23 protein-coding genes and 1 tRNA gene are annotated in these 21965 nt (G+C 35.8%); 5 read left to right on the top strand and 19 right to left on the bottom strand.

The features are described 5' to 3' along the window. Positions 1–241 precede the first annotated feature (241 nt). Positions 242–532 (top strand): ArsR/SmtB family transcription factor, encoded by a 291-nt coding sequence (locus DN393_RS07640; RefSeq protein WP_000894375.1) that lies wholly within the window; start codon positions 242–244, stop codon positions 530–532. Positions 533–683: 151 nt separating this feature from the next. Here DN393_RS07640 and DN393_RS07635 read toward each other — a convergent pair whose 3' ends face one another. Both DN393_RS07635 and DN393_RS07630 read right to left on the bottom strand, forming a co-directional pair. Next, positions 684–1796: a class I SAM-dependent methyltransferase gene (locus tag DN393_RS07635; RefSeq protein ID WP_088048108.1), complete on the bottom strand. Its 1113-nt coding sequence runs from the start codon at positions 1794–1796 to the stop codon at positions 684–686. A 9-nt stretch (positions 1797–1805) separates the two neighbouring features. Further along, entirely contained in the window at positions 1806–2435 is a 630-nt protein-coding gene (locus DN393_RS07630) for an MBL fold metallo-hydrolase (protein WP_000871244.1), read from the bottom strand. A gap of 170 nt (positions 2436–2605) precedes the next feature. Between DN393_RS07630 and DN393_RS07625 the strand changes: the two genes are divergently transcribed. Continuing rightward, positions 2606–2779 (top strand): DUF2759 domain-containing protein, encoded by a 174-nt coding sequence (locus DN393_RS07625; protein WP_000524847.1) that lies wholly within the window; start codon positions 2606–2608, stop codon positions 2777–2779. Between the two features lie 80 nt (positions 2780–2859). Here DN393_RS07625 and glcK read toward each other — a convergent pair whose 3' ends face one another. The 14 genes from glcK to DN393_RS07555 all read right to left on the bottom strand — a co-directional run bounded on the left by glcK (position 2860) and on the right by DN393_RS07555 (position 17104). Then, positions 2860–3843, bottom strand: a complete 984-nt coding sequence (gene glcK, locus DN393_RS07620; RefSeq protein ID WP_064474792.1) for a glucokinase — start codon at positions 3841–3843, stop codon at positions 2860–2862. A 19-nt stretch (positions 3844–3862) separates the two neighbouring features. Next, entirely contained in the window at positions 3863–4063 is a 201-nt protein-coding gene (locus DN393_RS07615) for a YqgQ family protein (RefSeq protein ID WP_000253699.1), read from the bottom strand. Positions 4064–4166: 103 nt separating this feature from the next. Beyond that, positions 4167–4745, bottom strand: coding sequence for a 5-formyltetrahydrofolate cyclo-ligase (locus DN393_RS07610; protein ID WP_064474791.1), 579 nt, complete (start codon positions 4743–4745; stop codon positions 4167–4169). Positions 4746–4849: 104 nt separating this feature from the next. Then, positions 4850–4999: a 50S ribosomal protein L33 gene (gene rpmG / locus DN393_RS07605; protein WP_001265616.1), complete on the bottom strand. Its 150-nt coding sequence runs from the start codon at positions 4997–4999 to the stop codon at positions 4850–4852. Between the two features lie 68 nt (positions 5000–5067). Continuing rightward, a complete protein-coding gene (locus tag DN393_RS07600) occupies positions 5068–7422 on the bottom strand; it encodes a sugar phosphate nucleotidyltransferase (RefSeq protein WP_064474790.1) in 2355 nt (784 codons plus the stop codon). Positions 7423–7806: 384 nt separating this feature from the next. Continuing rightward, complete coding sequence (gene phoU, locus DN393_RS07595) at positions 7807–8463, bottom strand: phosphate signaling complex protein PhoU (RefSeq protein ID WP_033657724.1); 657 nt, start codon at positions 8461–8463, stop codon at positions 7807–7809. Between the two features lie 166 nt (positions 8464–8629). Further along, positions 8630–9445 carry a phosphate ABC transporter ATP-binding protein gene (gene pstB / locus DN393_RS07590; protein WP_064474789.1) on the bottom strand — a complete coding sequence of 272 codons (816 nt, stop codon included), beginning with the start codon at positions 9443–9445 and terminating at the stop codon, positions 8630–8632. Positions 9446–9473: 28 nt separating this feature from the next. Beyond that, positions 9474–10340 carry a phosphate ABC transporter permease PstA gene (gene pstA / locus DN393_RS07585; protein ID WP_088048106.1) on the bottom strand — a complete coding sequence of 289 codons (867 nt, stop codon included), beginning with the start codon at positions 10338–10340 and terminating at the stop codon, positions 9474–9476. A 1-nt stretch (position 10341) separates the two neighbouring features. Next, a complete protein-coding gene (gene pstC / locus DN393_RS07580) occupies positions 10342–11292 on the bottom strand; it encodes a phosphate ABC transporter permease subunit PstC (RefSeq protein ID WP_149173395.1) in 951 nt (316 codons plus the stop codon). A 27-nt stretch (positions 11293–11319) separates the two neighbouring features. Beyond that, positions 11320–12237: a phosphate ABC transporter substrate-binding protein PhoX gene (gene phoX / locus DN393_RS07575; protein ID WP_088048104.1), complete on the bottom strand. Its 918-nt coding sequence runs from the start codon at positions 12235–12237 to the stop codon at positions 11320–11322. A gap of 330 nt (positions 12238–12567) precedes the next feature. Next, the gene (locus DN393_RS07570; RefSeq protein ID WP_064474785.1) at positions 12568–14694 is read right to left on the bottom strand and encodes a peptidoglycan D,D-transpeptidase FtsI family protein; all 2127 of its coding nucleotides are present in this window, start codon (positions 14692–14694) and stop codon (positions 12568–12570) included. A gap of 109 nt (positions 14695–14803) precedes the next feature. Further along, a complete protein-coding gene (locus DN393_RS07565) occupies positions 14804–16081 on the bottom strand; it encodes an MFS transporter (protein ID WP_088048103.1) in 1278 nt (425 codons plus the stop codon). A 116-nt stretch (positions 16082–16197) separates the two neighbouring features. Beyond that, positions 16198–16809: a superoxide dismutase [Mn] gene (gene sodA / locus DN393_RS07560; protein WP_001052034.1), complete on the bottom strand. Its 612-nt coding sequence runs from the start codon at positions 16807–16809 to the stop codon at positions 16198–16200. Positions 16810–17030: 221 nt separating this feature from the next. Further along, positions 17031–17104, bottom strand: a tRNA-Ile gene (locus DN393_RS07555). 242 nt (positions 17105–17346) lie between these two features. Here DN393_RS07555 and DN393_RS07550 point away from each other — a divergent pair. The 3 genes from DN393_RS07550 to ispG all read left to right on the top strand — a co-directional run bounded on the left by DN393_RS07550 (position 17347) and on the right by ispG (position 19817). After that, a complete protein-coding gene (locus DN393_RS07550) occupies positions 17347–18105 on the top strand; it encodes a DUF1189 domain-containing protein (protein WP_000021902.1) in 759 nt (252 codons plus the stop codon). A 72-nt stretch (positions 18106–18177) separates the two neighbouring features. Further along, positions 18178–18543 carry a hypothetical protein gene (locus DN393_RS07545; protein WP_088048102.1) on the top strand — a complete coding sequence of 122 codons (366 nt, stop codon included), beginning with the start codon at positions 18178–18180 and terminating at the stop codon, positions 18541–18543. A 164-nt stretch (positions 18544–18707) separates the two neighbouring features. Beyond that, entirely contained in the window at positions 18708–19817 is a 1110-nt protein-coding gene (gene ispG, locus DN393_RS07540) for a flavodoxin-dependent (E)-4-hydroxy-3-methylbut-2-enyl-diphosphate synthase (RefSeq protein ID WP_142333971.1), read from the top strand. A gap of 79 nt (positions 19818–19896) precedes the next feature. On the opposite strand, the gene DN393_RS07535 is transcribed toward ispG, so the two are convergent. From DN393_RS07535 to DN393_RS07525, 3 genes are read right to left on the bottom strand one after another with little or no spacing between them, the layout of a single operon-like run. Then, the gene (locus DN393_RS07535; RefSeq protein WP_001054512.1) at positions 19897–20310 is read right to left on the bottom strand and encodes a Fur family transcriptional regulator; all 414 of its coding nucleotides are present in this window, start codon (positions 20308–20310) and stop codon (positions 19897–19899) included. Positions 20311–20323: 13 nt separating this feature from the next. Further along, on the bottom strand, positions 20324–21157 hold the full coding sequence (locus tag DN393_RS07530) for a metal ABC transporter permease (RefSeq protein ID WP_064474782.1): 834 nt from the start codon (positions 21155–21157) through the stop codon (positions 20324–20326). Further along, entirely contained in the window at positions 21157–21927 is a 771-nt protein-coding gene (locus DN393_RS07525) for a metal ABC transporter ATP-binding protein (protein WP_064474781.1), read from the bottom strand. The genes DN393_RS07530 and DN393_RS07525 overlap by 1 nt, the downstream gene beginning before the upstream one ends. Positions 21928–21965 lie beyond the last annotated feature (38 nt).

The raw sequence follows: 21965 nt of genomic DNA, 5'->3' as shown, positions 1-21965 counted from the left end.
CATGATAAAATTGTGTTACAAATATATCTATATCTTTCAATTTTTAAAACGCATCAAAATTTTCACCCAAAAATGTCATTTTACAAAACCATGCAAATTTACCTACTTTATTTACATCAGGGTCTCTTTTCTTACAATTTCTTTACTTTAGGAATTTTTTTCTGCAACAACTGTTTTCTTTTCTTTAATTTTTTGGTATGTATAGTATGGTATAACAGCTCACACGGAGGTGGAAAAGAACATGTTAGAAACCTTTCAAAAAGAAATAGAACTATATGAAAGCAATGCAGAATTATTGAAAGTACTTGCTCATCCTGTTCGCTTATGTATTGTAAAAGGATTAATTGAACGTGGTCCAAGCAACGTTTCTACAATGTACACTGGCTTAAACATGCCACAATCTACAATTTCACAGCATTTAGCAAAATTAAAAAGTGCTAAAATCGTTTCAAGTGAAAGAAAAGGATTGGAAATTTATTACAAAGTAGAAAACGAGACAATTATTCAACTCGTTCGCGTATTATTAGGTTAAGAGCTCATAAACAGAGAAAAAGGGCGTATTTTATATTTTTCATCTCATATCTTTAATATAAATATATATCATGAGAGAAAATATATGATGCTACATAATTAAAAAGTCGTATTAAAAAACAAGACACAGAAATATGCTGTGTCTTGTTTTTTTATATTTTCAAATACTGATTCAAGTGTAACTGTTGCATATGTTTCGTATGTATCACAACATCAAATGCAATCCCTAATCCTCCGCTCAAAATCATAGAACGAACTGCACGATTTTGTTTTTGAGTTTCAGAAAAAGGATTTCGATCTTGGTGATCCGTAAGCTGATCTAATATTCCTGCTGCTAACAAAAACTCAGATTGCTTCTTATGCCATACTATATTCATGCCTTGCAGGCTAAACATCTCTTTCAGTTCGTCCCAATGAATATGAGTAGTAAGATCCATTTCACCTGGATGCGCTAAAGGATTACGGATTAACTTATGCTCGTAATATCCTCGTAAACTTCCTTCTTGATGTGCAGGATGCATCCATTCTTCTTTTGTGTATCCATAATCAACGGTAATACATACACCTCGTTGAAACCATTTCGCCATTTCTACTATATATTCTTCCATCGCAAGTGGCACTTCAAAACGCTGACCTTCAGCAAGATGAATATTATATTTCAATAAGTATCGACCAATACTTTTCTGTAGCGGTCTACATACTTCTGCGAGTTTCCCTTCCTCTGTGTACGTAACACGTACTTCATACAATATTCCATTTCTCTTCTCAATTACTTCAACAGGAAATGCATCAAATAACTCATTCGAAAAAAGAATCCCTTCGAACGATTCTCCCATTTCACTATGCGACGTATAATACGACACATTAGAAAACGAACAAAGATTTTTCTGCTGTAAGTTTCTATGAAAAGGGCTCATTTCAATCATTGAATAGTTTAAATCCATAAAGGTTTCTGGAGATACTTGCTTCCACTCTTGTAAAATATCATAGGCAAACCTTCCTGTTCCCCCACCAATCTCACAAATATTCGGAGCAACTTCACCATTTTCAACAAGACGAATAAAAAACTTAGCAAATGTTTTTGCAAAAACAGAGGATACGTTGCTACTTGTAAAAAAATCCCCTTGTCTTCCAATTTTTTCACGTTCCTTCATATAATAGCCATGTCCCTCTGTGTACAATACGAGGTTCATATACGTACTATATGAAATTGAATAATCCTTCTCTTTCTCCATCCATTCTTTTAAAATGAGCTCCATCTCCATACTAGCTCCTTACTGTAAAAATGGATTATTTTCTTTTTCAAAACCAATGCTTGTTTCTGGACCATGTCCACATAGCACCGCTGTTTCATCTGGTAATACAAATAATTTTTCTTCAATGCTTCCAATCAATTCAGCAAAACTTCCACCGGGTAAATCTGTTCTTCCGATGCTCATTTGGAACAATACATCACCAGAAAATACAGCATTCGCCTCTTTACAATAATAAGAAATACTGCCTGGAGAATGTCCTGGCGTCTCAAAAATCTCAAAATTAAATGAACCAATTGCTAATGCACCTTCTGCATCAATAATATGATCTGCTGGTTTTGCTGTAATACTGCGATTCATCATAAAAATTTGAGAGCCATTTACAGTTGCATCGCCTAACCAATCTGCTTCTTCTTTATGTACATACACAGGAATATGAAAAGCGTCTCTTACCGCGTCAACAGCACCAATATGATCAAAGTGAGCATGTGTTAATAAAACAGCCAGTGGCTTTAATTGTTCTTCTTGTAAATATGTAACGAGCTTCTCTCCTTCGTGACCAGGATCAAAGATAATACACTCATTTTGATCATTCGTTAAAATATAAGCATTCGTTTGTAATGGGCCTAACGGCATTTGTATCCATTTCATATGAAAATCTCCTCCAATTATTAAACTTACTTTCAATGATACAACATTTTTTTCTCTTAGGAAAAGAAAGGATGCTATCTCGACAATCATTTTTAAAACATGTACAATATAAAAGAGTTAATATTCTAAAAACTCATATTAAGGAATGGGTAGACAGAGGAGGATATTGTATGGGCCTTGTTATTATTTTTGCGCTAGTCACTCTGTTAGCTGTATTCGCTACGCTTAGAACTCTTCGCGAAAAAAATTTATTCGCGGGCGGCTTTGCAATTGCAACTGTACTCGTTTTCGGATGGTTTACGATCATGACTGTTCTATATAACGGGTACCCACCAGCAGCTTAATTCATTTACATGTTATTCTTCATCAAGGTTTCACACAAAAAGAGGAAGGGTTTCCCCTTCCTCTTTTCATATTTCACAACTTATGCCATCTTCGCTTCGTATTTGTGCTTTTTTACAAGCCAAGCTCCTCCGATAACACCTGCATCATTACCAAGTATTGCAATCGCTAACTTTGTGCTCTTTACAGCACGTGAGAAAGCATATTGCTCGAAATAACGTTGAATTGGCTCTAATAGTGCATCTCCAGCTTTAGATACGCCCCCGCCAATAACAATTTTCTCTGGGTTCAACGTACTAGCAAGGTTCGCTACAGCTAATCCTAAATAAGAAGCTACTTTTTCTACTACTTCGCCTGCTAGCTCGTCACCTTGTCCAAGTGCTTCAAACACATCTTTTGATGTAATACGCCCTTCTTCTGCTAACATAGAACGTAGAACACTCTCTTTATTAGTCTCTTGTATTTTTTGCATAGCAACACGCACAATACCCGTTGCAGATGCTACAGTTTCTAAGCAACCAAATTTCCCGCAATTACATGGGAAAGCATTCTCTGTAACTACTGTAATGTGTCCGATTTCACCAGCAGCTCCGCTTACGCCGTGTACAATTTCACCATTGGCAATTACACCGCCGCCAACACCAGTACCAAGTGTCATACAGATTAAATCTTTTGCTCCTTCACCAGCACCTTTCCACATTTCACCAAGCGCTGCTAAGTTTGCATCATTATCAATAACAACAGGTAATCCTGTTTCTACTTCTAATAAATCTTTTAACGGATAGTTTTTCCATCCTAAATTAACCGCTTCATAGATCATTCCAGACGCCACGTGTACAGGACCAGGAGCTCCCATACCAATACCGATTAACTTGCTTTTCAATTCACCTAACTCTTCTAACTTTTTATCGATAGCTTTCGCTACATCAAGCGTAATATGTTTTCCTTGCTCATTTGTATTCGTAGGGATTTCCCACTTATGTAAAATTTCACCGTACACATTAATAAATGCTAATTTAATCGTTGTACCACCAAGGTCAACCCCAACTAACCATTTCTCTTCCATGTTGCTTACCTACCTTTATCTAATTCTTATTTAGCTCTTTTTGAATTTCTTGCTTCAATAAAAATAAAGCTGTTTGATAGTCTTGTGGATCGATTAACTGTGATTGATTTAATTCACGCAATTCATCTTGCATTAATTGTAAATCTGCAATTCGATCACCCGTATAAATAATCGTACCAAATTTCTTTAGCAATTGTTGAATATCATAAATAGATACCATTTCATCACCCTCTATGCTCACTTACTATAAAAAATTATAATAAGAAAACGTTCACATATTTTATTATAATCAAGAAGAAAAAGTCTCGTCAATTTTTATTTGTCTATACAAGCCCATTCTTAACCATTGTTCCTTTTTCTGTAATAATTTTTTCTACGTTTTTATCAAACGGCTCTACTGGAATATGGTCTACCATTTGAAAACTATAAGCTAATGATAGCGTTTTCCCTTTATAATGCACGAGATAACGATCATAATACCCACCGCCATATCCAATCCGTTCTCCTCGCTCTGTATAAGCTACACCTGGCACGATTTGAAGATCAATGTCATCTGCATTCACTTCTTCCGTACGCGCTGGAATTGGTTCACGTAAATTCATATACACTATTTCTAATTGATCAAAATTACTAATTTGCCGGAAAGACATTGTTCGTGTTCCTTTATTACACTTTGGAACAACAACTCTCTTTCCTTCTTCCCAAGCTTTTTCGATAATAGAATATGTATTCACTTCATTTTCCATTGAGAGAGTGATTCCAATTGTTTTAGCTTCAGCCCACTCTTTTTGCGCATACAACGAAAATGCAATTTGCTCTGATAAAGTTGTATACCGTTCTTCTGATAAAGAATTCATGTGCTCTATTATTTGTTTACGTAAACGTACTTTCTCTTCTCTCACACACTTTCCCCCTCACAGTAATACTTTGCTCTACGATGATAGTGTATCACTTTTAACAGGGGAATCGAATAAAAAAAGAAACAGTAGGAAAATATTCCTACTGCTTACTTTGTTTCACGGTGTAACGTAGACTTCTTGTCACGCTTGCAATACTTTTTAAGCTCGATACGCTCAGCGTTGTTACGTTTGTTTTTCTTTGAGATATAGTTACGATCTCCGCATTCTGTACATGCTAGAGTAATATTCACACGCATTCTTATTCCCTCCAGTACTAATAACTTAAATCAGACTATACTATAATACCACTTTTAAAATAAAAATTCTACACCTTTTGATATTGTCTAATTTTTTCTATAAGATTTTTCATGTTTTCCCTTGCTATTACTGGGTTTCTGGCATGTGAATACACTAAAAATTTCGGTTGTTTTGTGTCAGAAACGATATAAGACCACTCTTTTTCGGTATATTTGAACTGTACTCCTTCAAATATACCTTCTTCCTTTCTTTCCATATCAGCCAATAATTTCCTCATTACTTTCCCTTTTTCATTCCATGAACATACAACTTCATCACAAAGTAGGTAGAGCGGCGGTGATTGCTCTACTATGCTGAGAAATGTTTTCCCCTGCAATGCTATTAACTCGAATAATTTTCCAATTCGATATAAAATATCTCGCTTCCATCTTGCTTGAAACGACTTTTTTTCATCCTGCGTATAAAATAGAAGGTAACATTCTCCTAATTTCAAAGACATCGGGTAAATATTTCCTGCCGATTCAAGTAATAAATCTGGAATATCTACCTCTTCAAAATCTGTTCCTTGGTAAATATTACTATGATTATCATATAACTCGAAATAATTTCCTTGCTCTGAAAACATAAGTGCCATATTTGCTTTACTTGATTTCATCAAAGCTTTCACATGATCCTTTTGTTGGCCCGCATAAATCCATGTAACTGTGCATCCGAGCCTTTGTAAAAAGAGCATCAGTAAATGTTGTAACATATCATTCCTCTTATTAATAAGAAGATGAAACTTTTGTTTTTGTATTTTCTCAATATCAACGCGCTCTAATACAGCCTCTATATAATCATGTAAAGAAACGTGGACTAGCTTATTCCGCCCCATTTCTTTCTCACATACGTAATAAAACGACTCAGACATATATACTTGTTCTATCGCTTTTTGCTGCTTATACGTTAATTGTACCCCATCCTTACCATATAACTTTATAACAACCTCTTTTTCATTTTCCACTTGAATGAAAACCCCACCAGCACATTGTAAATCCTGAATGCTATACTGAAAAAGCGATTCGTTCATTTCTTTGCATTCCATCGTATGAACCCCGATACCATGAATCGCATGAAGAAAGAGATTTTTATAAGAAGTCGTTTCTATATGTTCTTGACTCCCAATTAATATACTTTCCCCTTTCGCAAAAAGGGACCCGTACGCCATTGCAACCTTTACAATAAATTGAGGAGTGATCTCAACATTACCTCTTCCTACAATGCGGCTTTTTTGCAGCCATCCTGCACTCTTTTCACTTTCTTGAACACCAGCCGATCCTACTACCGAATAGCTGTCAATCGCCTTATATGGCCATAGTTTTCCCTTTTGCTTAATTACCGTACTTTTCCCTATATGACAATGATCTGCTACAATGCTTTTTTGAAACAGCGTAACGTCATCTTCCACCATTGTATGCTCTCCTATTGTCGTTTCTAATAGCTCGCAATACTGCCCAATGTGCGTATTTGCAAAAACAATACTTTTTTGAAGATGAGAATAACTTGAAACAATACTATTTTTCCCGATAATAGAGTACGGTTCAATTACAGCTCCAGCACCAATCTTTACTCCTTCTCCAATAAAAGAAGGACCGTGAATTTTCGTTCCTTTTCCTATCGTCACACCTTCTCCCATCCATACCATCGGCAATACTTCCGTATAAGGAATTGGTACTTGCAATTTTTTCGTTAACAAATCAAATTGTGCTTGTCGATATTGATCAAATGTACCGATATCTAACCAATAACCTTCTGACAAATATGCAAATAATGCGTTCTTATTTGCCAATAGCGGAAACACATCTTGACTGAAATCAAAAAATTCTCCGGGCGGTATGTAAGAAAAAATTTCTGGCTCCATAATATATATACCTGTATTCACAATATTAGAGACTACTTCATTCCAGCTCGGTTTTTCTATATATCGTGTAACCTCTTGTTCTTTGTTCATTACAACTAAACCGAATGAGAGTGGGTTTTCTACTTCCTTTACAAACATAGTTACCATTCTTTTCTTTTGTTCATGAAACATAATTCCTTCTGATAATTGAAAATCAGTTAACGCATCCCCGCTTATGACAACAAACGTTTCATCTAAAAATGTTTCCGCTTGTTTAATACTCCCTGCGGTTCCAAGCGGTGGAGAGTCTTCAAAATAGTACAAGTTAACGCCCCATTTGCTACCGTCACCAAAATATTGCTTAATGGCTGTACTCATATACTGAACAGTAATTGCAATTTCACGAATACCATGCTGACGTAATAATTCAATATTGTATTCCAAAACTGGCTTTTCTAATAATGGCAACATCGGCTTTGGAGTATTACATGTTAATGGTCTAAGGCGTCGTCCTTTTCCTCCAGCTAAAATAACCCCCTTCATATACTTCAGCCTCCACTTATATAATGTTCAGTAACTTCATATACGATATGTATATTATCTACCCCGCATTAACTAGCAGTATAAAATAAAACTTTAATTAGTAAGGATTTTGTGCATCCCCCACTGATTATTAGCCTTGACCACTCGACTCGGGCTTTTACAGGCAGTAAAACTCCCTATATACATGTACATTTTAAATGCCACGAAAGAAAGCGCTTACTATTAACTCGTTAAACTATTACTTATTAAATGAACAACATATGTGTCCTATTTTTTCCATTACATTATGATACATCTTATCATCATAAACTAAAGGAAACAACGAGCTTTTTTTGTCATGTTTTGACTAAAAAAGGCAGGTGATGTTTCACCTGCCTTTTTTCTTTATTCATTTAATAAGTAATGCTTTCCTTTTACTAAATAAAAAACATTTTCAGCAATATTTGTAATATGATCTGCTACACGCTCGATATATCTCGCCACAAAGGATAATTGTGTAATTTGTGTAATTGCTTCTGGTTGTTCTGGAACTGAAGATATAAATTCACGAATCGCTTTCCCATATATTTCATCAACTGAATCATCCATTTCGGCAATTTGTTTCGCAAAAGTTAAATTTTCTTGCTCATATGCTTCTAGCGCTAACTGTAGCATCTTATTTGCAATTGCAAACATTTCATCAAGATTGTGCAAACTAACAACCACCTCTTTTTCCCCAAGACGAATTGTTGATTTCGCAATATTAACAGCATGATCTGCAATACGCTCTAAATCTGTCGCTGTTTTAATTGAAATGAAAATCCTTCTTAAATCACTTGCTACAGGTTGCTGCTTCGTAATAAGCATCAGCGCAAGATCATTTATTTCCTCTTCTAAATTATCCATACGATAATCACCATCAATTACCTCTAACGCTTTCTCTACATCCCTTTTATGAAGACCTTCCATAGCAAGCAATAAAGCTTCCCTCGCTAGCTCTCCAAGCTCAATCACCTTTTGCTGTAACATTTTTAAATCACATTGAAACTGTTCTCTTACCATTGTTTCTTCCCCCCTCAATATTATGTGCCATTATATATAGATCTCCTACCTAGCCTATTTGTAATAAGCCTTAAGATAGGAGAAGTATTACTTCTCTAATTAAATGAGGTAAAAATAAGAAATACCCTCTGTTAAGAGGGTATTTACTCTTATCCTTGCAACGATATCAACCGAATCGGCCTGTAATATAATCTTCTGTACGCTTATCTGAAGGTGTCGTAAATAATTTATTTGTATCTGTATATTCCACAACTTCTCCACTTAAGAAGAAAGCAGTTTTGTCTGAAATACGTGCTGCTTGTTGCATGTTATGCGTTACGATCACAATACTAAAGTCTTTCTTTAACTCTTGAATTAATTCTTCTACTTTTAATGTTGAAATTGGATCTAGTGCCGATGTTGGCTCATCCATTAAAATAACGTCTGGTTCAATTGCTAAACAACGTGCGATACATAGACGCTGTTGCTGTCCACCAGATAAACCGTATGCATTATCATGCAAACGATCTTTTAACTCATCCCAAATCGCTGCTCCACGTAAACTTTTTTCAACAATTTCATCCAATGTTTTCTTATCACGAATACCATGAATTTTCGGGCCATATGCTACATTTTCATAAATAGATTTCGGAAATGGATTTGGCTTTTGGAACACCATTCCCACATGAGTTCTTAATTCTTCAACTGGGTATGATTTTTCAAATATATTGCGCTCTCTATATTCAATTACACCTGTAGTTCGCACGATTGGTACTAACTCTACCATACGATTTAATGTTTTTAAGTACGTTGATTTACCACAACCACTTGGTCCGATAATTGCTGTAACTTCATTCTCATGAATGCTTAAGTTAATATCTTTTAAAGCATGGTCTTCTCCGTACCATAAATTTAAGTTTTTCGTATCAAATACTACTTTATTTGGTGCAGTCTCGATTTTCTCCTCGTTTTTCACCTGTACATTTACTACTGTTGCTACCATTTGAATTCCCCTTTCATCCATTTCCAACTTATTTTCGATTTCGTAACCATAAGACAAATATATTGATAAAGAGTAATAAACCTAACAAGACAATCATCCCAGCAGCTGCTACGTACTGAAATTCTTCTTGCGGTCTACTCATCCAATTAAAAATTTGAATTGGTAAAACTGTAAATCTATCAAACATACTAAATGGAACATAATTTGCAAATGCAAGTGCCCCGATAACTAATAGCGGTGCCGCTTCTCCAATCGCCCTTGATATCGCTAACGTACAACCCGTTATAATTCCTGGGAAAGCAGATGGCAATACAATTTGATACATCGTTTGCCACTTCGTAGCACCTAATCCGTAAGAGGCTTCTAATAATGAACTTGGTACAGATCGTATCGCTTCTTGACTCGCTACAACAACTGTCGGTAAAACGAGTAAACTCATCGTCAGTGCCGCCGCAATAATACTCTCACCTAAATGAAGAGCATATACAAAGATAGTTAAGCCGAGTAATCCAAATACAACGGAAGGTACTCCTGCTAACGTTTGATTATTAATTTCTATTACCTTTTTAAATATAGATTCCTTCGCATATTGCTCCAAATAAAGAGCAGTTCCAACTCCAAATATAAAGGAGACTGGTATAACAATACTCATAAATAATATTGTTCCTGACAAAGCTGCAGCAATCCCAGCTTCTTTCGGATTACGCGAAGCGAAGTTTGTAAAGAAATCTATCGAAAGGTAACTTATACCTTTTTCAAAAATTTGAAAAAGCAAAATAAGTAGTATTGCTATTGAAAATAAAATTGCTATATAAAATAACAACTTGTAAACTCGGTCTTTTAAAAAACGTGATGCCATATTTTCTTGTATTTTTTTATGATTCAACATTCGCATATTATGTCACCCTCCTAAAGCGGCGCATAATAGAGTGTGAAATGATGTTCATTATAAGAGTAAACAAGAATAACGTTGCGCCTACAGCGTACATGCTGTAATACGTAATTGTTCCATGCGGAGCATCACCTAAGCTCACTTGCACAATATAGGCTGTTAGCGTTTGAATAGAGTGTGTCGGATCAAGCGATACATTCGGTGTAGATCCCGCTGCAATTACAACTATCATCGTTTCACCAATTGCCCTGGAAGCAGCTAATATAATCGCTGCCATAATCCCTGTAAAAGCCGAAGGAAACACGACTTGTTTTACCATCTCAAACCGAGTTGCTCCAAGTGCTAACGAAGCTTCTTTCGTCCCTTTCACTACAGCTCTCATCGCGTCTTCAGATAGAGATGCAATTGTAGGTATCATCATAAAGCCAATAACAATACCTGGACTAATCGCATTAAAAAACTGTAAATCTGGTATAATCCGTTGTAAAAGTGGTGTGACAACTGTTAATGCAAAAAAACCATATACAATTGTCGGAATACCTGCTAATAGTTCTAACATCGGTTTTAATACTTTCCTTGCACCGTTTGAAGCATATTCGCTTAAAAATACGGCACACGCTAAACCGATAGGAATTGCTACAAGCATGGCAATTGCTGTTACAAGGAACGTTCCACATATAAGTGGTAATATACCGAATTTAGGATCTTCAAAAAAAGGTAACCATTCTTTTCCCGTCAAAAAGGAGAGTAATGGTATTTTTTGAAAAAACATCAATGTTTCATTTGCCAATGTGAAAATAATTCCAAGTGTCGTTACAATAGACACGCTAGCAATTATTTTTAGTACTAACGGAACGATTCGATTGATTCGCTGCGTTTTTTTTCTTTGTTTTGTATTTCTTTCAATCAAATGTTGTACAGAAAATGTAATTTGATTTTTGTCATTATGAGCCAAAGATGAAAACCCCTCTCCACCCTGACATTACCTTTTTATTTCTGTTAACATCCGCAGCTGTTCATTGTATTGTTCTTTTGGTAATTTTACATATCCAACCTCTTCAGCAAGATCACCAACATGTTGAATCATAAACTCAATATAATTTGCTACATTCATTTTATTTCGGATAGATGCATCATTCACATAAGCAAATAGTGGCCTAGATAATGGCTTATACTTACCTGATTGAATGGTATCTTTCGTCGGAAGTACACCATTCACTTTTATTGCTCTCACCTTATCTCGATTGGCCATATAATAAGCATATCCTACAAAAGCAATGGCATTTTTATCATTCATTACCCCTTGCATAATAACTTGATCATCTTCAGACAAAGAGACTTTTTTTACAATGCGACTATTTTGTAAGATGACATTTTGAAAATAATCATACGTACCAGAGTCTACACCTGGCGCATAAAACTTCACCTGTTCACGTGGCCATGATGAATGAATTTGTGACCATCGCTTTTCGCTTTCATCTTCACTCCATAATAGACGTAACTCTTCTACCGTCATATTGTCTACCCAAGTATTTTGGCGATTTACAACGATCGTAAGACCATCGTAAGCGACTTCAAACGGTGTAAACTGAATGGAGTTTTTCTTCATCTCATTTTCTTCCACTTGTTTCATTGCTCTCGAAGCATTATTTATATCTACTTCTCCTTTACTGAAACGATTAAATCCTCCTCCTGTTCCAGAAACACTAATAGAAATTTTCACGTTTGGATGCACCTTTGTATATTCCTCCGCTACTGCTTCTATAACAGGAAAAACTGTTGAGGATCCATCAACTCTCACTTCTCCCATTTCATTCACAGCAAATGCAGTAGACGTGCCAACATAAAGGAAACATGTCGACAGCATGAAAACTTTAATCGATGCACTTATCCATTTCACGTGTTCTTCCTCCTAGAAGTAACCGGAAATAACAGGATTACAGATATAAGAATACTGCTAAACTATTAATTCGGTTTTAATTGTTTGTAAAAGTTTTGTAAAGTTCCACAAGAATCAACATTAGGTAAAACTTTAATCCGTAGCCACTGTTCATTTTCACTGATGATTGGTTCATAAAACCATTTTCCTCCAGAGGAATGTATAAGTATCATTTGTGAGGCCTCTTAATTTTCCGATATGATATGCTTGTCCACTTTATTAGAACGTATGCATGAACCATAAAAAAAAGCACACTATCTTTTCAGATAGTGTGCTTTTTTTACAACTTTTTTATTCATCATCTTGCTCTTTATTTTTCTTTTTATTATCTATTTCCTCTTTTGAAGCTTCGCCATTTTCTATTTTTTTCAAATCAAAGTACGCGTCCATAATGTCACGGCTAATATATCCGTTAATACCTGATTTATCATCTACCCAAGGTACAACAACAGAAAATGCTACTTCAGGGTCTTCAAGTGGCGCATAACCTACTAATGTTAAGTTATATGTTTCTTTACGCTCACCGTTTGCCTTTCTACCAATCTCTTTATCTCCGCCATACACAGTTTGAGCTGTACCTGTTTTACCAGCAGCTTTATATTGTGCACCTGCAAAGTATTTCGCAGCTGTACCACCAGAATCGTTAAATACTTGTCTAAATCCTTCCTGAACACGTTTAATTTGTGATTCAGGCATATCAATACGATTTAGCACTTTCGGTTCCATTGAATGAACCACTTTTCCAACTTCGTCTGGTTTCACTGCCGGTTGACGAATTTCTTTCACAACTTGCGGCTGCATACGGTAACCACCATTTGCAATTGTTGAAACATATTGCGCTAATTGAAGTGGTGTATACGTATCATACTGTCCAATTGATAAATCTAATAAGAAACCTGGCTGAATTCCTTTACCTGTTTGGCCCGCTGATTCATTCGGTAAATCAATACCTGTTTTCACACCAAGTCCAAACTGTCCGAAATAATAACGCATCGTATCAAATGCTTTTTGTGGTATATCTAACGTACCACCTCTCACATATTGAACACCTGCGAGATTCATCGCCGTTTTAAACATATAAACGTTAGAAGACATTTTTAATGCTGTCAAATCATTAATATATCCCATCGTCTTCCAAGAAGATTTTTTCGGCGTTCCTTTCAATACGATTGGTTCATCGAGTTGAACTGAACCTGGTTGAATCGCACCTGTTTGATAGCCTGTAAGTACTGTCGCACCTTTTACAGTTGATCCCATCGGATAGGAACTTGTCATCGTTCCTAATGCGAAATCCTGCACTTTCGTTTCGCCATTTTCATTCACTAACTGTTTCCCTGCCATAGATAAAACTTCACCATTTTTCGGATTCATCATTACAACGAATGCACGATCTAAAAGAGGTTGTCCCCCTTTATATCTCAATAAATTTTTAGTGATAATTTCTTCTACACGCTTTTGTAATTCCATATCAATTGTTAAATTCAGATTATTACCACTTTGCCCTTTTGATACATTAATCGTTTCTAAAATATTACCGTTTTTATCTGTAATATTTTTCACTTCCGCTTTATTACCATGCAAACTATCTTCATACTGCTGCTCAAGATAACTTTTCCCTACGCGGTCATTTCGATTATAATCACGAACAAGATAGTAATCTAGTCTTTCTCTAGGTAAACCTTCATCAGACGTTGACACCCCGCCAAGTACACTTCGGAATAAATCATCATAAATATACTTTCGATCCCAATCAACATTCGTATCTACACCCGGTAATGCTGCTAGGCTTTCACTAATAATCGCATATTCTTCTTCTGTAGCATCTTTTTTAATAACTTGAGGTGTCATTGCATATCCGCCGTCCATTTTGCTTTTAATCGCTAGTATTTCTAAATCTTTTGCGGATAATTGATTCACTTCTTCTTCTGTCACGCGACTTCGTTGACGTTCATCTAATTCTTTATCGTCAATTTTTTTATCTTTTAACTCTTGACGATCTTTATTCGTAATCTTTTCTTTAGCTTCCTCTTTGTGCATAGCAAGCCAATAATCTTTTTTATCGCGATCTGTTAATTTATCTGTCGGTACTTCAATCAAATCTGCTAGCTTTTCCGCTGTTTCTAAGCGAGCCTCTGCAGTTGATCCTTTCATTTTTGTAAATGTAATCGTACGAACAGCTGCATTATCTACTACAGCTCGCCCATAACGGTCAAATATTTTCCCACGTGGTACAGGATTACTTATCGTCGAGTTCTCTTTCCTCTCCACTTCATTCTTATATTCCTCACCGCGAACAATTTGTACATATCCAAGTCTTACAATAACCGCGGAGAACATTAAAAACACGCAGAAAAACAGCACGTTTAACCGAAAAGGAACGTGAGTCTTTTTCTTTTGTTGTTTCTGCTTCTTGCTCATACAAACCCCCTCTACCAACAGCTATGTAATGTGAAAGGGACACCTTCATACAGGTGTCCTCACTGCTGTCTTACATCTTTTTCTATTCTAGCATAAAACAACCGAGAAGTTAACCTTCTGGTTCTGTTTGATTCTGCGCAGTTGCTTGCGTTACAACACTTGTTTTACTTGCATTTCCCTCATCATATTTGACATTTTTAACTGCAAAATAAATAAGAAAATGTCCTGCACCTAAAATACATAATAAGTAAGGTAAACTTTTTTCGGGCGGAAAGAATAGTACAGCACATAAAAAACTTAAAATCGAGCAAATTCTTCCTGCATTTAACCATAATTCCCGGACAACTACATACTCTACACGCCACTCTCTCGCATTTTTCGCTCTGCCAATTACATCATATGTCATGGACCCGTACGGAACGAGCAAAATAGGGTATGCAATCGCAATACACGCTGCGTAAATAAGTAATTTTGCGTATGTAACATTGAATATAACTAAAAATACGACTGCATATAAAATAATGCCGCCAAGCAAAATTGCTTTTTTCCGCCACTCTTTCTTTAACATACGAGTGACTAAGTAGTAACATACAAATGATACAGCAGAATTTACTAAGCTATATTTTCCTAAGGCGAGTTCGCTATCCGTCGCTAAATACACGTACACGGAAATTACAAAAATAAACGTTCCCTCTCTCAACCCTTGGAAAAAATGAGCACGTGTAATTCTTCCCCAATTTTTATCAATCTGCCGCTCTTTCAATACTTGTACAATTTCATACCGTCCTTCACATTCTCTCTTAGATACAAAAAAGCTTAAAATGACAGCAATTGCAAATAACAGTAACGAAAGAAAGAATATGACCGTATAACCACTCCATTTTTCCATACGTGAAATTGTGTATCCAGCTGCTATCGGTCCAATCATGCCAGAGAAGGATGTAAGAAGTCCAAGAAACCCATTAAAGAAATCTCTTGTTTCTGGTTCTGTAATCTCAAATGTTAATAAGTTAAACGCGAGCCAGTAAAAACCATATCCGACTCCTAAAAGAGCCCCCATTAATAAAATATAGTGAGAAGCGCTTTTTCCCGCTACTAAAACAACGATAAAAAAAATAGCTAACGTGCCTACGCCTATTCGTAACAAGATTGAGCGATCAATACGCTTCGCTAATTTCCCACCTATAAGAAATGTGAGAGGCTGTAATACAACGCTGGCCAAATTATACAAGCCAAGATTCACATAATTTTGTGTTTGTTTCCATAAATAAATGTTAACAAACGTATTCGATAAAGAAATTGCGAGCGTGTATAAACCTCCAATAAGGAGCAATAACACTAAATCCCGATTCACTTCAACGTCACCAATTACATGTTTCCACTTCATACACAACTCTCCTTTACTTCATGTTCTAGTCTTCCAAAGACAAGCCCAATTATGTAAAAGGAAAGCATAGAAAAAAGCTAGGAGCATTCTCCTAGCTTTTTCTATCGTTATTACAATTATTTTGCTTCTTGGTAACGTTTTTCAGCAGCGTTCCAATCTACAACGTTCCAGAATGCACCGATGTAGTCAGGACGACGGTTTTGGTAATTTAGGTAGTAAGCATGTTCCCAAACATCTAAACCTACAACTGGAGTTTTACCTTCAGTTAGAGGAGAATCTTGGTTTGGCGTGCTTGTTACTTCTAACTCACCATTGTTTACTACTAACCAAGCCCAACCAGAACCGAAACGAGTTGCGCCAGCTTTTGCGAATTCTTCTTTGAATGCATCGAAGCTACCGAATTTCGCTTCAATTGCAGTTGCAAGTTCGCCTACTGGTTGTCCGCCGCCGTTTGGAGATAAGATTGTCCAGAAGAATGTATGGTTAGCATGTCCGCCACCATTGTTACGTACTGCTGTACGGATTGCTTCTGGTACTTCGTTTAAGTTTGCAACTAATTCTTCTACGCTTTTGTCAGCTAATTCTGCATGACCTTCTAAAGCAGCGTTTAAGTTTGTAATGTACGTGTTATGATGTTTTGTATGATGGATGTTCATTGTTTCTTTGTCAAAGTGAGGCTCTAAAGCATCATACGCATAAGGTAAATTTGGTAATTCGTGTTTTGCCATTGTTATATTCCTCCCAATTTATGTATTGCCACTTAAGTGACATACAACTTCATTCTACCCTAATTGCCATAGGGTGCAAACAAATAAATCACATTGTCTTGCTATCATTAACGTAGCAAAAATCCCACTTCTTTTCAATTAAAATGCTCATATATTCCGTAAAAAAAGCTCCCTTCTACAAGGAAGCTTCCCACTGACATAATAAACATGTGAAATGGATATGGACCCTGTAGGACTCGAACCTACGACCGGACGGTTATGAGCCGTCTGCTCTAACCAGCTGAGCTAAGGGTCCACAATTATGTATGTAACAACATATCAAATAAAGGAATTCCTATCAGATATATCCTTTAAGAAATGTAAGATAAATTTACCATATGGCAAAGAAAAGTGTCAATTGTATTTTTCTCATATAAAAGAAGAAAATTAATAAAAAGAAATTTAGTTATCTCCACTATATGTAAATATAATATATCTTGAGATTCTCTAGATTCCTACGTTACAATGATTTTATACATACATAAAGGAAGTGAATCTATGTCCATATTTACCCAATTAGCCAAAAGCGTGTATTCGCCTAAAGATATGGCGTTATTCCGTTTTCAAAAAATCGGAAAAACCATTTTGTATATTATGCTACTTTGTCTAATCACTACTATTCCAAGAACATTCTTTTACGGTAGCTTTATTCAAGATAGTGTTACCATGGTAAATCAAGCAATTGAAAAAGATTTACCTGATTTTAAAATCGAAAACGGTGAACTAAAAGCAGATATTGAACAACCTATTCTAAAGGAAGAGGGAGATGCTCTTTTCGTATTCGATCCCAATACAACAGATATAGAAACATATCAAAACAAAACTGGTTTATTTATTTTAAAAGATAAAGTAGTTTCTATAGGAAATGGTCAGACACAAACATACTCCTATAATGATTTATTAGGGACATCTCTTGAGAAGAAAGATTTGCAAGATTTCATTTCTGTATTCGATAGTATTTATCCAATTTTACTAGCTGTTATCGGCGTGTTAGTATACCTATTCCAATTGTTTATTACTTTCTTAGGAATTACTTTACTTGCGTTTATAGGTTCTGCTATGAGCGGTCAACGTAAATTATCTTATAAGCAAGTATGGACGTTAACTGCATACAGCTACACAATTCCAACAATCTTCTTTATGATTATGGATCTATTCAAAATTGTTGTACCTGGTTCAACATTCATTTATATCGCAGTTGTTTTAATTGTTCTTTACTTAACGATTAAAGAAGTTCCAAAACCGAAAGAAAAATAAGAACGAAAAAAATGCCTAAATAGGCATTTTTTTTTTGGACAAGCATATATTCCTAGCAAAGGAGTGAAGAATATGAAGAGATTAGGTGTATTCTTATTCGTGCTTGTTCTTGGTTATATATTTTATTACGATATAAAAATCGGCACTTTACCGATGTTAAGTTCATATAAAAAAACAAATGCGGCCCAAACGATAAAACAAGAAAGTACAGATACAAAACAAAATAAAGAGAACAAGGCAGAAAAAGAAACAGATGTAACTTATAAAACAATTGAAGTCAAAACAGGTGAGACAGTTCTTTCTATTACCGAACAAATTAATAAGAAAAAAATCCCTTCCATCGAAAAGGTAATTGATGACTTTAAACAACTAAACAAAAGTACGTCTGCTACAAAAATACAAATTGGAAAGTCTTATAAATTCCCGTTATATCAATGAGCAATCACTTAATCCTTGTCAATTGCATAAAGGCGCTGATACAATAGTAAAAGTGAAACCGAGCACTTCGGTTTCTATAGCCCTGTATCACGTATACTTTCATTGATATGAGGGACTAAATAAGAAACTTCTTTTATAAGGAGAGCGATCTATTCGTGAATGAAATGACTCATCGTACAAAAACACGTCCAGTTAAAGTCGGTAATTTAACAATTGGCGGTAATAATGAATTAATTATACAAAGTATGACAACAACAAAAACACATGATGTTGAAGCAACAGTTGCTGAAATTAAACGTTTAGAAGAAGCTGGCTGTCAAGTCGTCCGTGTTGCTGTTCCAGACGAACGTGCAGCAAATGCTATTGCTGATATTAAAAAACAAATCAACATTCCACTTGTTGCTGATATTCATTTTGATTATCGCCTTGCTTTAAAAGCAATTGAAGGTGGCATTGATAAAGTACGTATCAATCCAGGTAACATTGGTCGTCGCCATAAAGTAGAAGCTGTTGTAAATGCAGCAAAAGAACGCGGTATTCCAATCCGTATCGGTGTAAACGCAGGTTCATTAGAACGTCACATTTTAGAAAAGTACGGATACCCAACTGCAGATGGTATGGTCGAGAGCGCCCTACATCACATTAAAATTTTAGAGGACTTAGATTTCCACGATATTATCGTATCTATGAAAGCCTCTGATGTTAACTTAGCAATTGAAGCATACGAAAAAGCTGCTCGTGCTTTTGATTACCCATTACATTTAGGTATTACAGAATCCGGAACATTATTTGCCGGAACTGTAAAAAGTGCCGCTGGTCTTGGCGCAATCTTAAATAAAGGCATCGGAAATACACTACGTATTTCATTAAGTGCTGACCCAGTTGAAGAAGTAAAAGTTGCGCGTGAACTATTAAAGTCATTCGGTCTTGCATCTAATGCAGCAACACTTATTTCTTGTCCAACTTGTGGTCGTATTGAAATTGATTTAATTAGCATCGCTAACGAAGTGGAAGAATACATCTCTACACTAAAAGTACCAATTAAAGTTGCAGTACTTGGTTGCGCTGTAAACGGTCCTGGTGAAGCTCGTGAAGCTGATATCGGTATTGCCGGTGCACGTGGAGAAGGATTATTATTCCGTAAAGGGCAAGTTGTTCGTAAAGTACCAGAAGAAATAATGGTAGAAGAACTGAAAAAAGAAATCGATGTAATTGCTGCTGAAATGGCTGCTGAACGAGAAAAAGAAAAAGAAACAGAAACACAAGAACAATAAAAAGAAGGTTGCCACAATATTTGTGGGCAACCTTCTTTTTTACGTAAAAAAGCTCGTCAGTTATGTAACCGACGAGTTCTTATTTTGCACATTTTGGACAACGGCCATATATTTCAAACTTATGCCCGGTTACTTCATAACCGTTAAAATCTTTATTCATAAAATCCATCGGGCAGGAAGTAATCTCTTTCGTCCCCCCGCAATCTAAACAAATAAAATGATGATGATGTTCCATAATAGAACATGTAAAACGAAAATGTTTTTCACCATTTAATTCCGTTTGTTCTAAAACACCAATTTCAGCAAACACCGTTAAGTTACGATAAATCGTATCAAAGCTAAGACCTGGATAATCATCCTTCATATGCTCTAAAACGTCTTTCGCCGTTAAATAACGATTGTGAGCCGCAAATAACCTGAGCATTTCTTCCCTTTTCCCAGTATGTTTGTATCCTTTATCTTTCATTAGGCGTAAAGCTTCTGTTAGATTCATATCTATCCCTACTTTATGCAGTTTTTTTCTTTTTCCATAAAATCGCACCAATTAAAATAAGAACTGCTATCATAACAATTGTACCACCTGGTGCTAGATCAAGTTGATATGAAGCAAACATTCCACCAATTACTGCAATTTCACCAAATAAAATGGAAAAGAAAATTGTTTGTTTAAATCCATTCGCAATACGAATACTTGCTGCAACTGGTAACGTCATTAATGATGATACAAGAAGAACCCCTACTACACGCATTGATACTGCAATAACAAGAGCAACCAATATAATGAAAATAAAGTGAATCCACTTTGCACTCAAACCGGTTGATACAGCATATTCCTCATCAAACGATAGTAAAAATAACTCTTTGTATAATAAAGTGATCGTTATAATAACAACAATTGCTACAATGCCGATGATTATTAAATCCGTACTTGTTACAGCACTTACACTCCCAAATAAATAACTAAATAAATCAGTGTTAAATCCATTTGCAAGTGATATAAAAATAACCCCAATCCCCATTCCTGCTGAAAGAATAATCGGAATTGCTAATTCTTGATAATGTTTATATACAGTACGTAATTTTTCAATTAGTAACGCCCCACCAATAGAAAAAATCATTCCCATATATAACGGATTTAAAAATCCTCCTGTGAAAATTGTTTTTTCTAGTAGTAAACTTGCAGCAATACCCGATAATGTCACGTGACTTAAAGCATCCGCAATAAGCGACATTCGGCGAATGACAACAAATACACCGATAAGCGGCGCAACAAGTCCTATTAAAACCCCTGCATATAAAGAGTTACGTAAAAAGTCATATTGTAAAAAATCTTGTATCATTATATCCTCCCGTGATGCTCATGCTCGTGTTCTAAGCGATGAACATGATGTCCATATAAGACGGACATTTCTGCATCTTCTAACTCTCGGAACTTCTCTACATTTCCATGGAAATGTAGATGTTGGTTTAAGCATGCCACATGTGTTACCTTCTCTGTAACAGCTCCCATATCATGAGTAACGAGAATTAATGTGATTCCTAACCTTTTGTTTAAATCCTCTAATGTCTCATAAAAACTTTCTACATTCTTCACATCTATTCCAACAGTGGGCTCGTCCAAAATAAGTAATTCAGGATCACTAACGAGCGCACGAGCAATAAATACACGCTGTTGTTGTCCACCAGAAAGTTCTCCGATATTGCGCCCTTGAAACGCACTCATCCCTACATCAGCAATCGCTTTTTCCACCTTTTCCTTATCGTTTTTCGTGAAAAAGCGAAACAGCCCTTTTTTCGAAACGAGTCCCATTGATACAACTTCAAAAACAGTGGCCGGAAAACCAGAATTAAAGCTATTTGCCTTTTGCGACACATAACCAACTTTGTTCCATTCTTTAAACTTCTTACTATCAACACCAAACAAACGAATACTTCCCTGTTTTGGCTTTAAAACGCCTAATAAACATTTTAGCAAAGTTGATTTCCCAGAACCATTTGGCCCAACTAAACCTAAAAAAGCTCCCTTCGGAACTTGCAAATTAATATCTTCTAACACATTTCGATCTTCATATCGAAATGACAATCCTTCTATTTCTAATATATTATTCATAGCATCTCACCTATTTTAATTCAGAATGATTCCGATTT

This window comes from Bacillus sp. BPN334, assembly GCF_008368885.1.
Taxonomy (GTDB): Bacteria; Bacillota; Bacilli; order Bacillales; family Bacillaceae_G; genus Bacillus_A; species Bacillus_A wiedmannii.
Note: the sequence above shows the minus strand (reverse complement) of the source record. Positions and strands in the feature narration are given on the sequence as shown.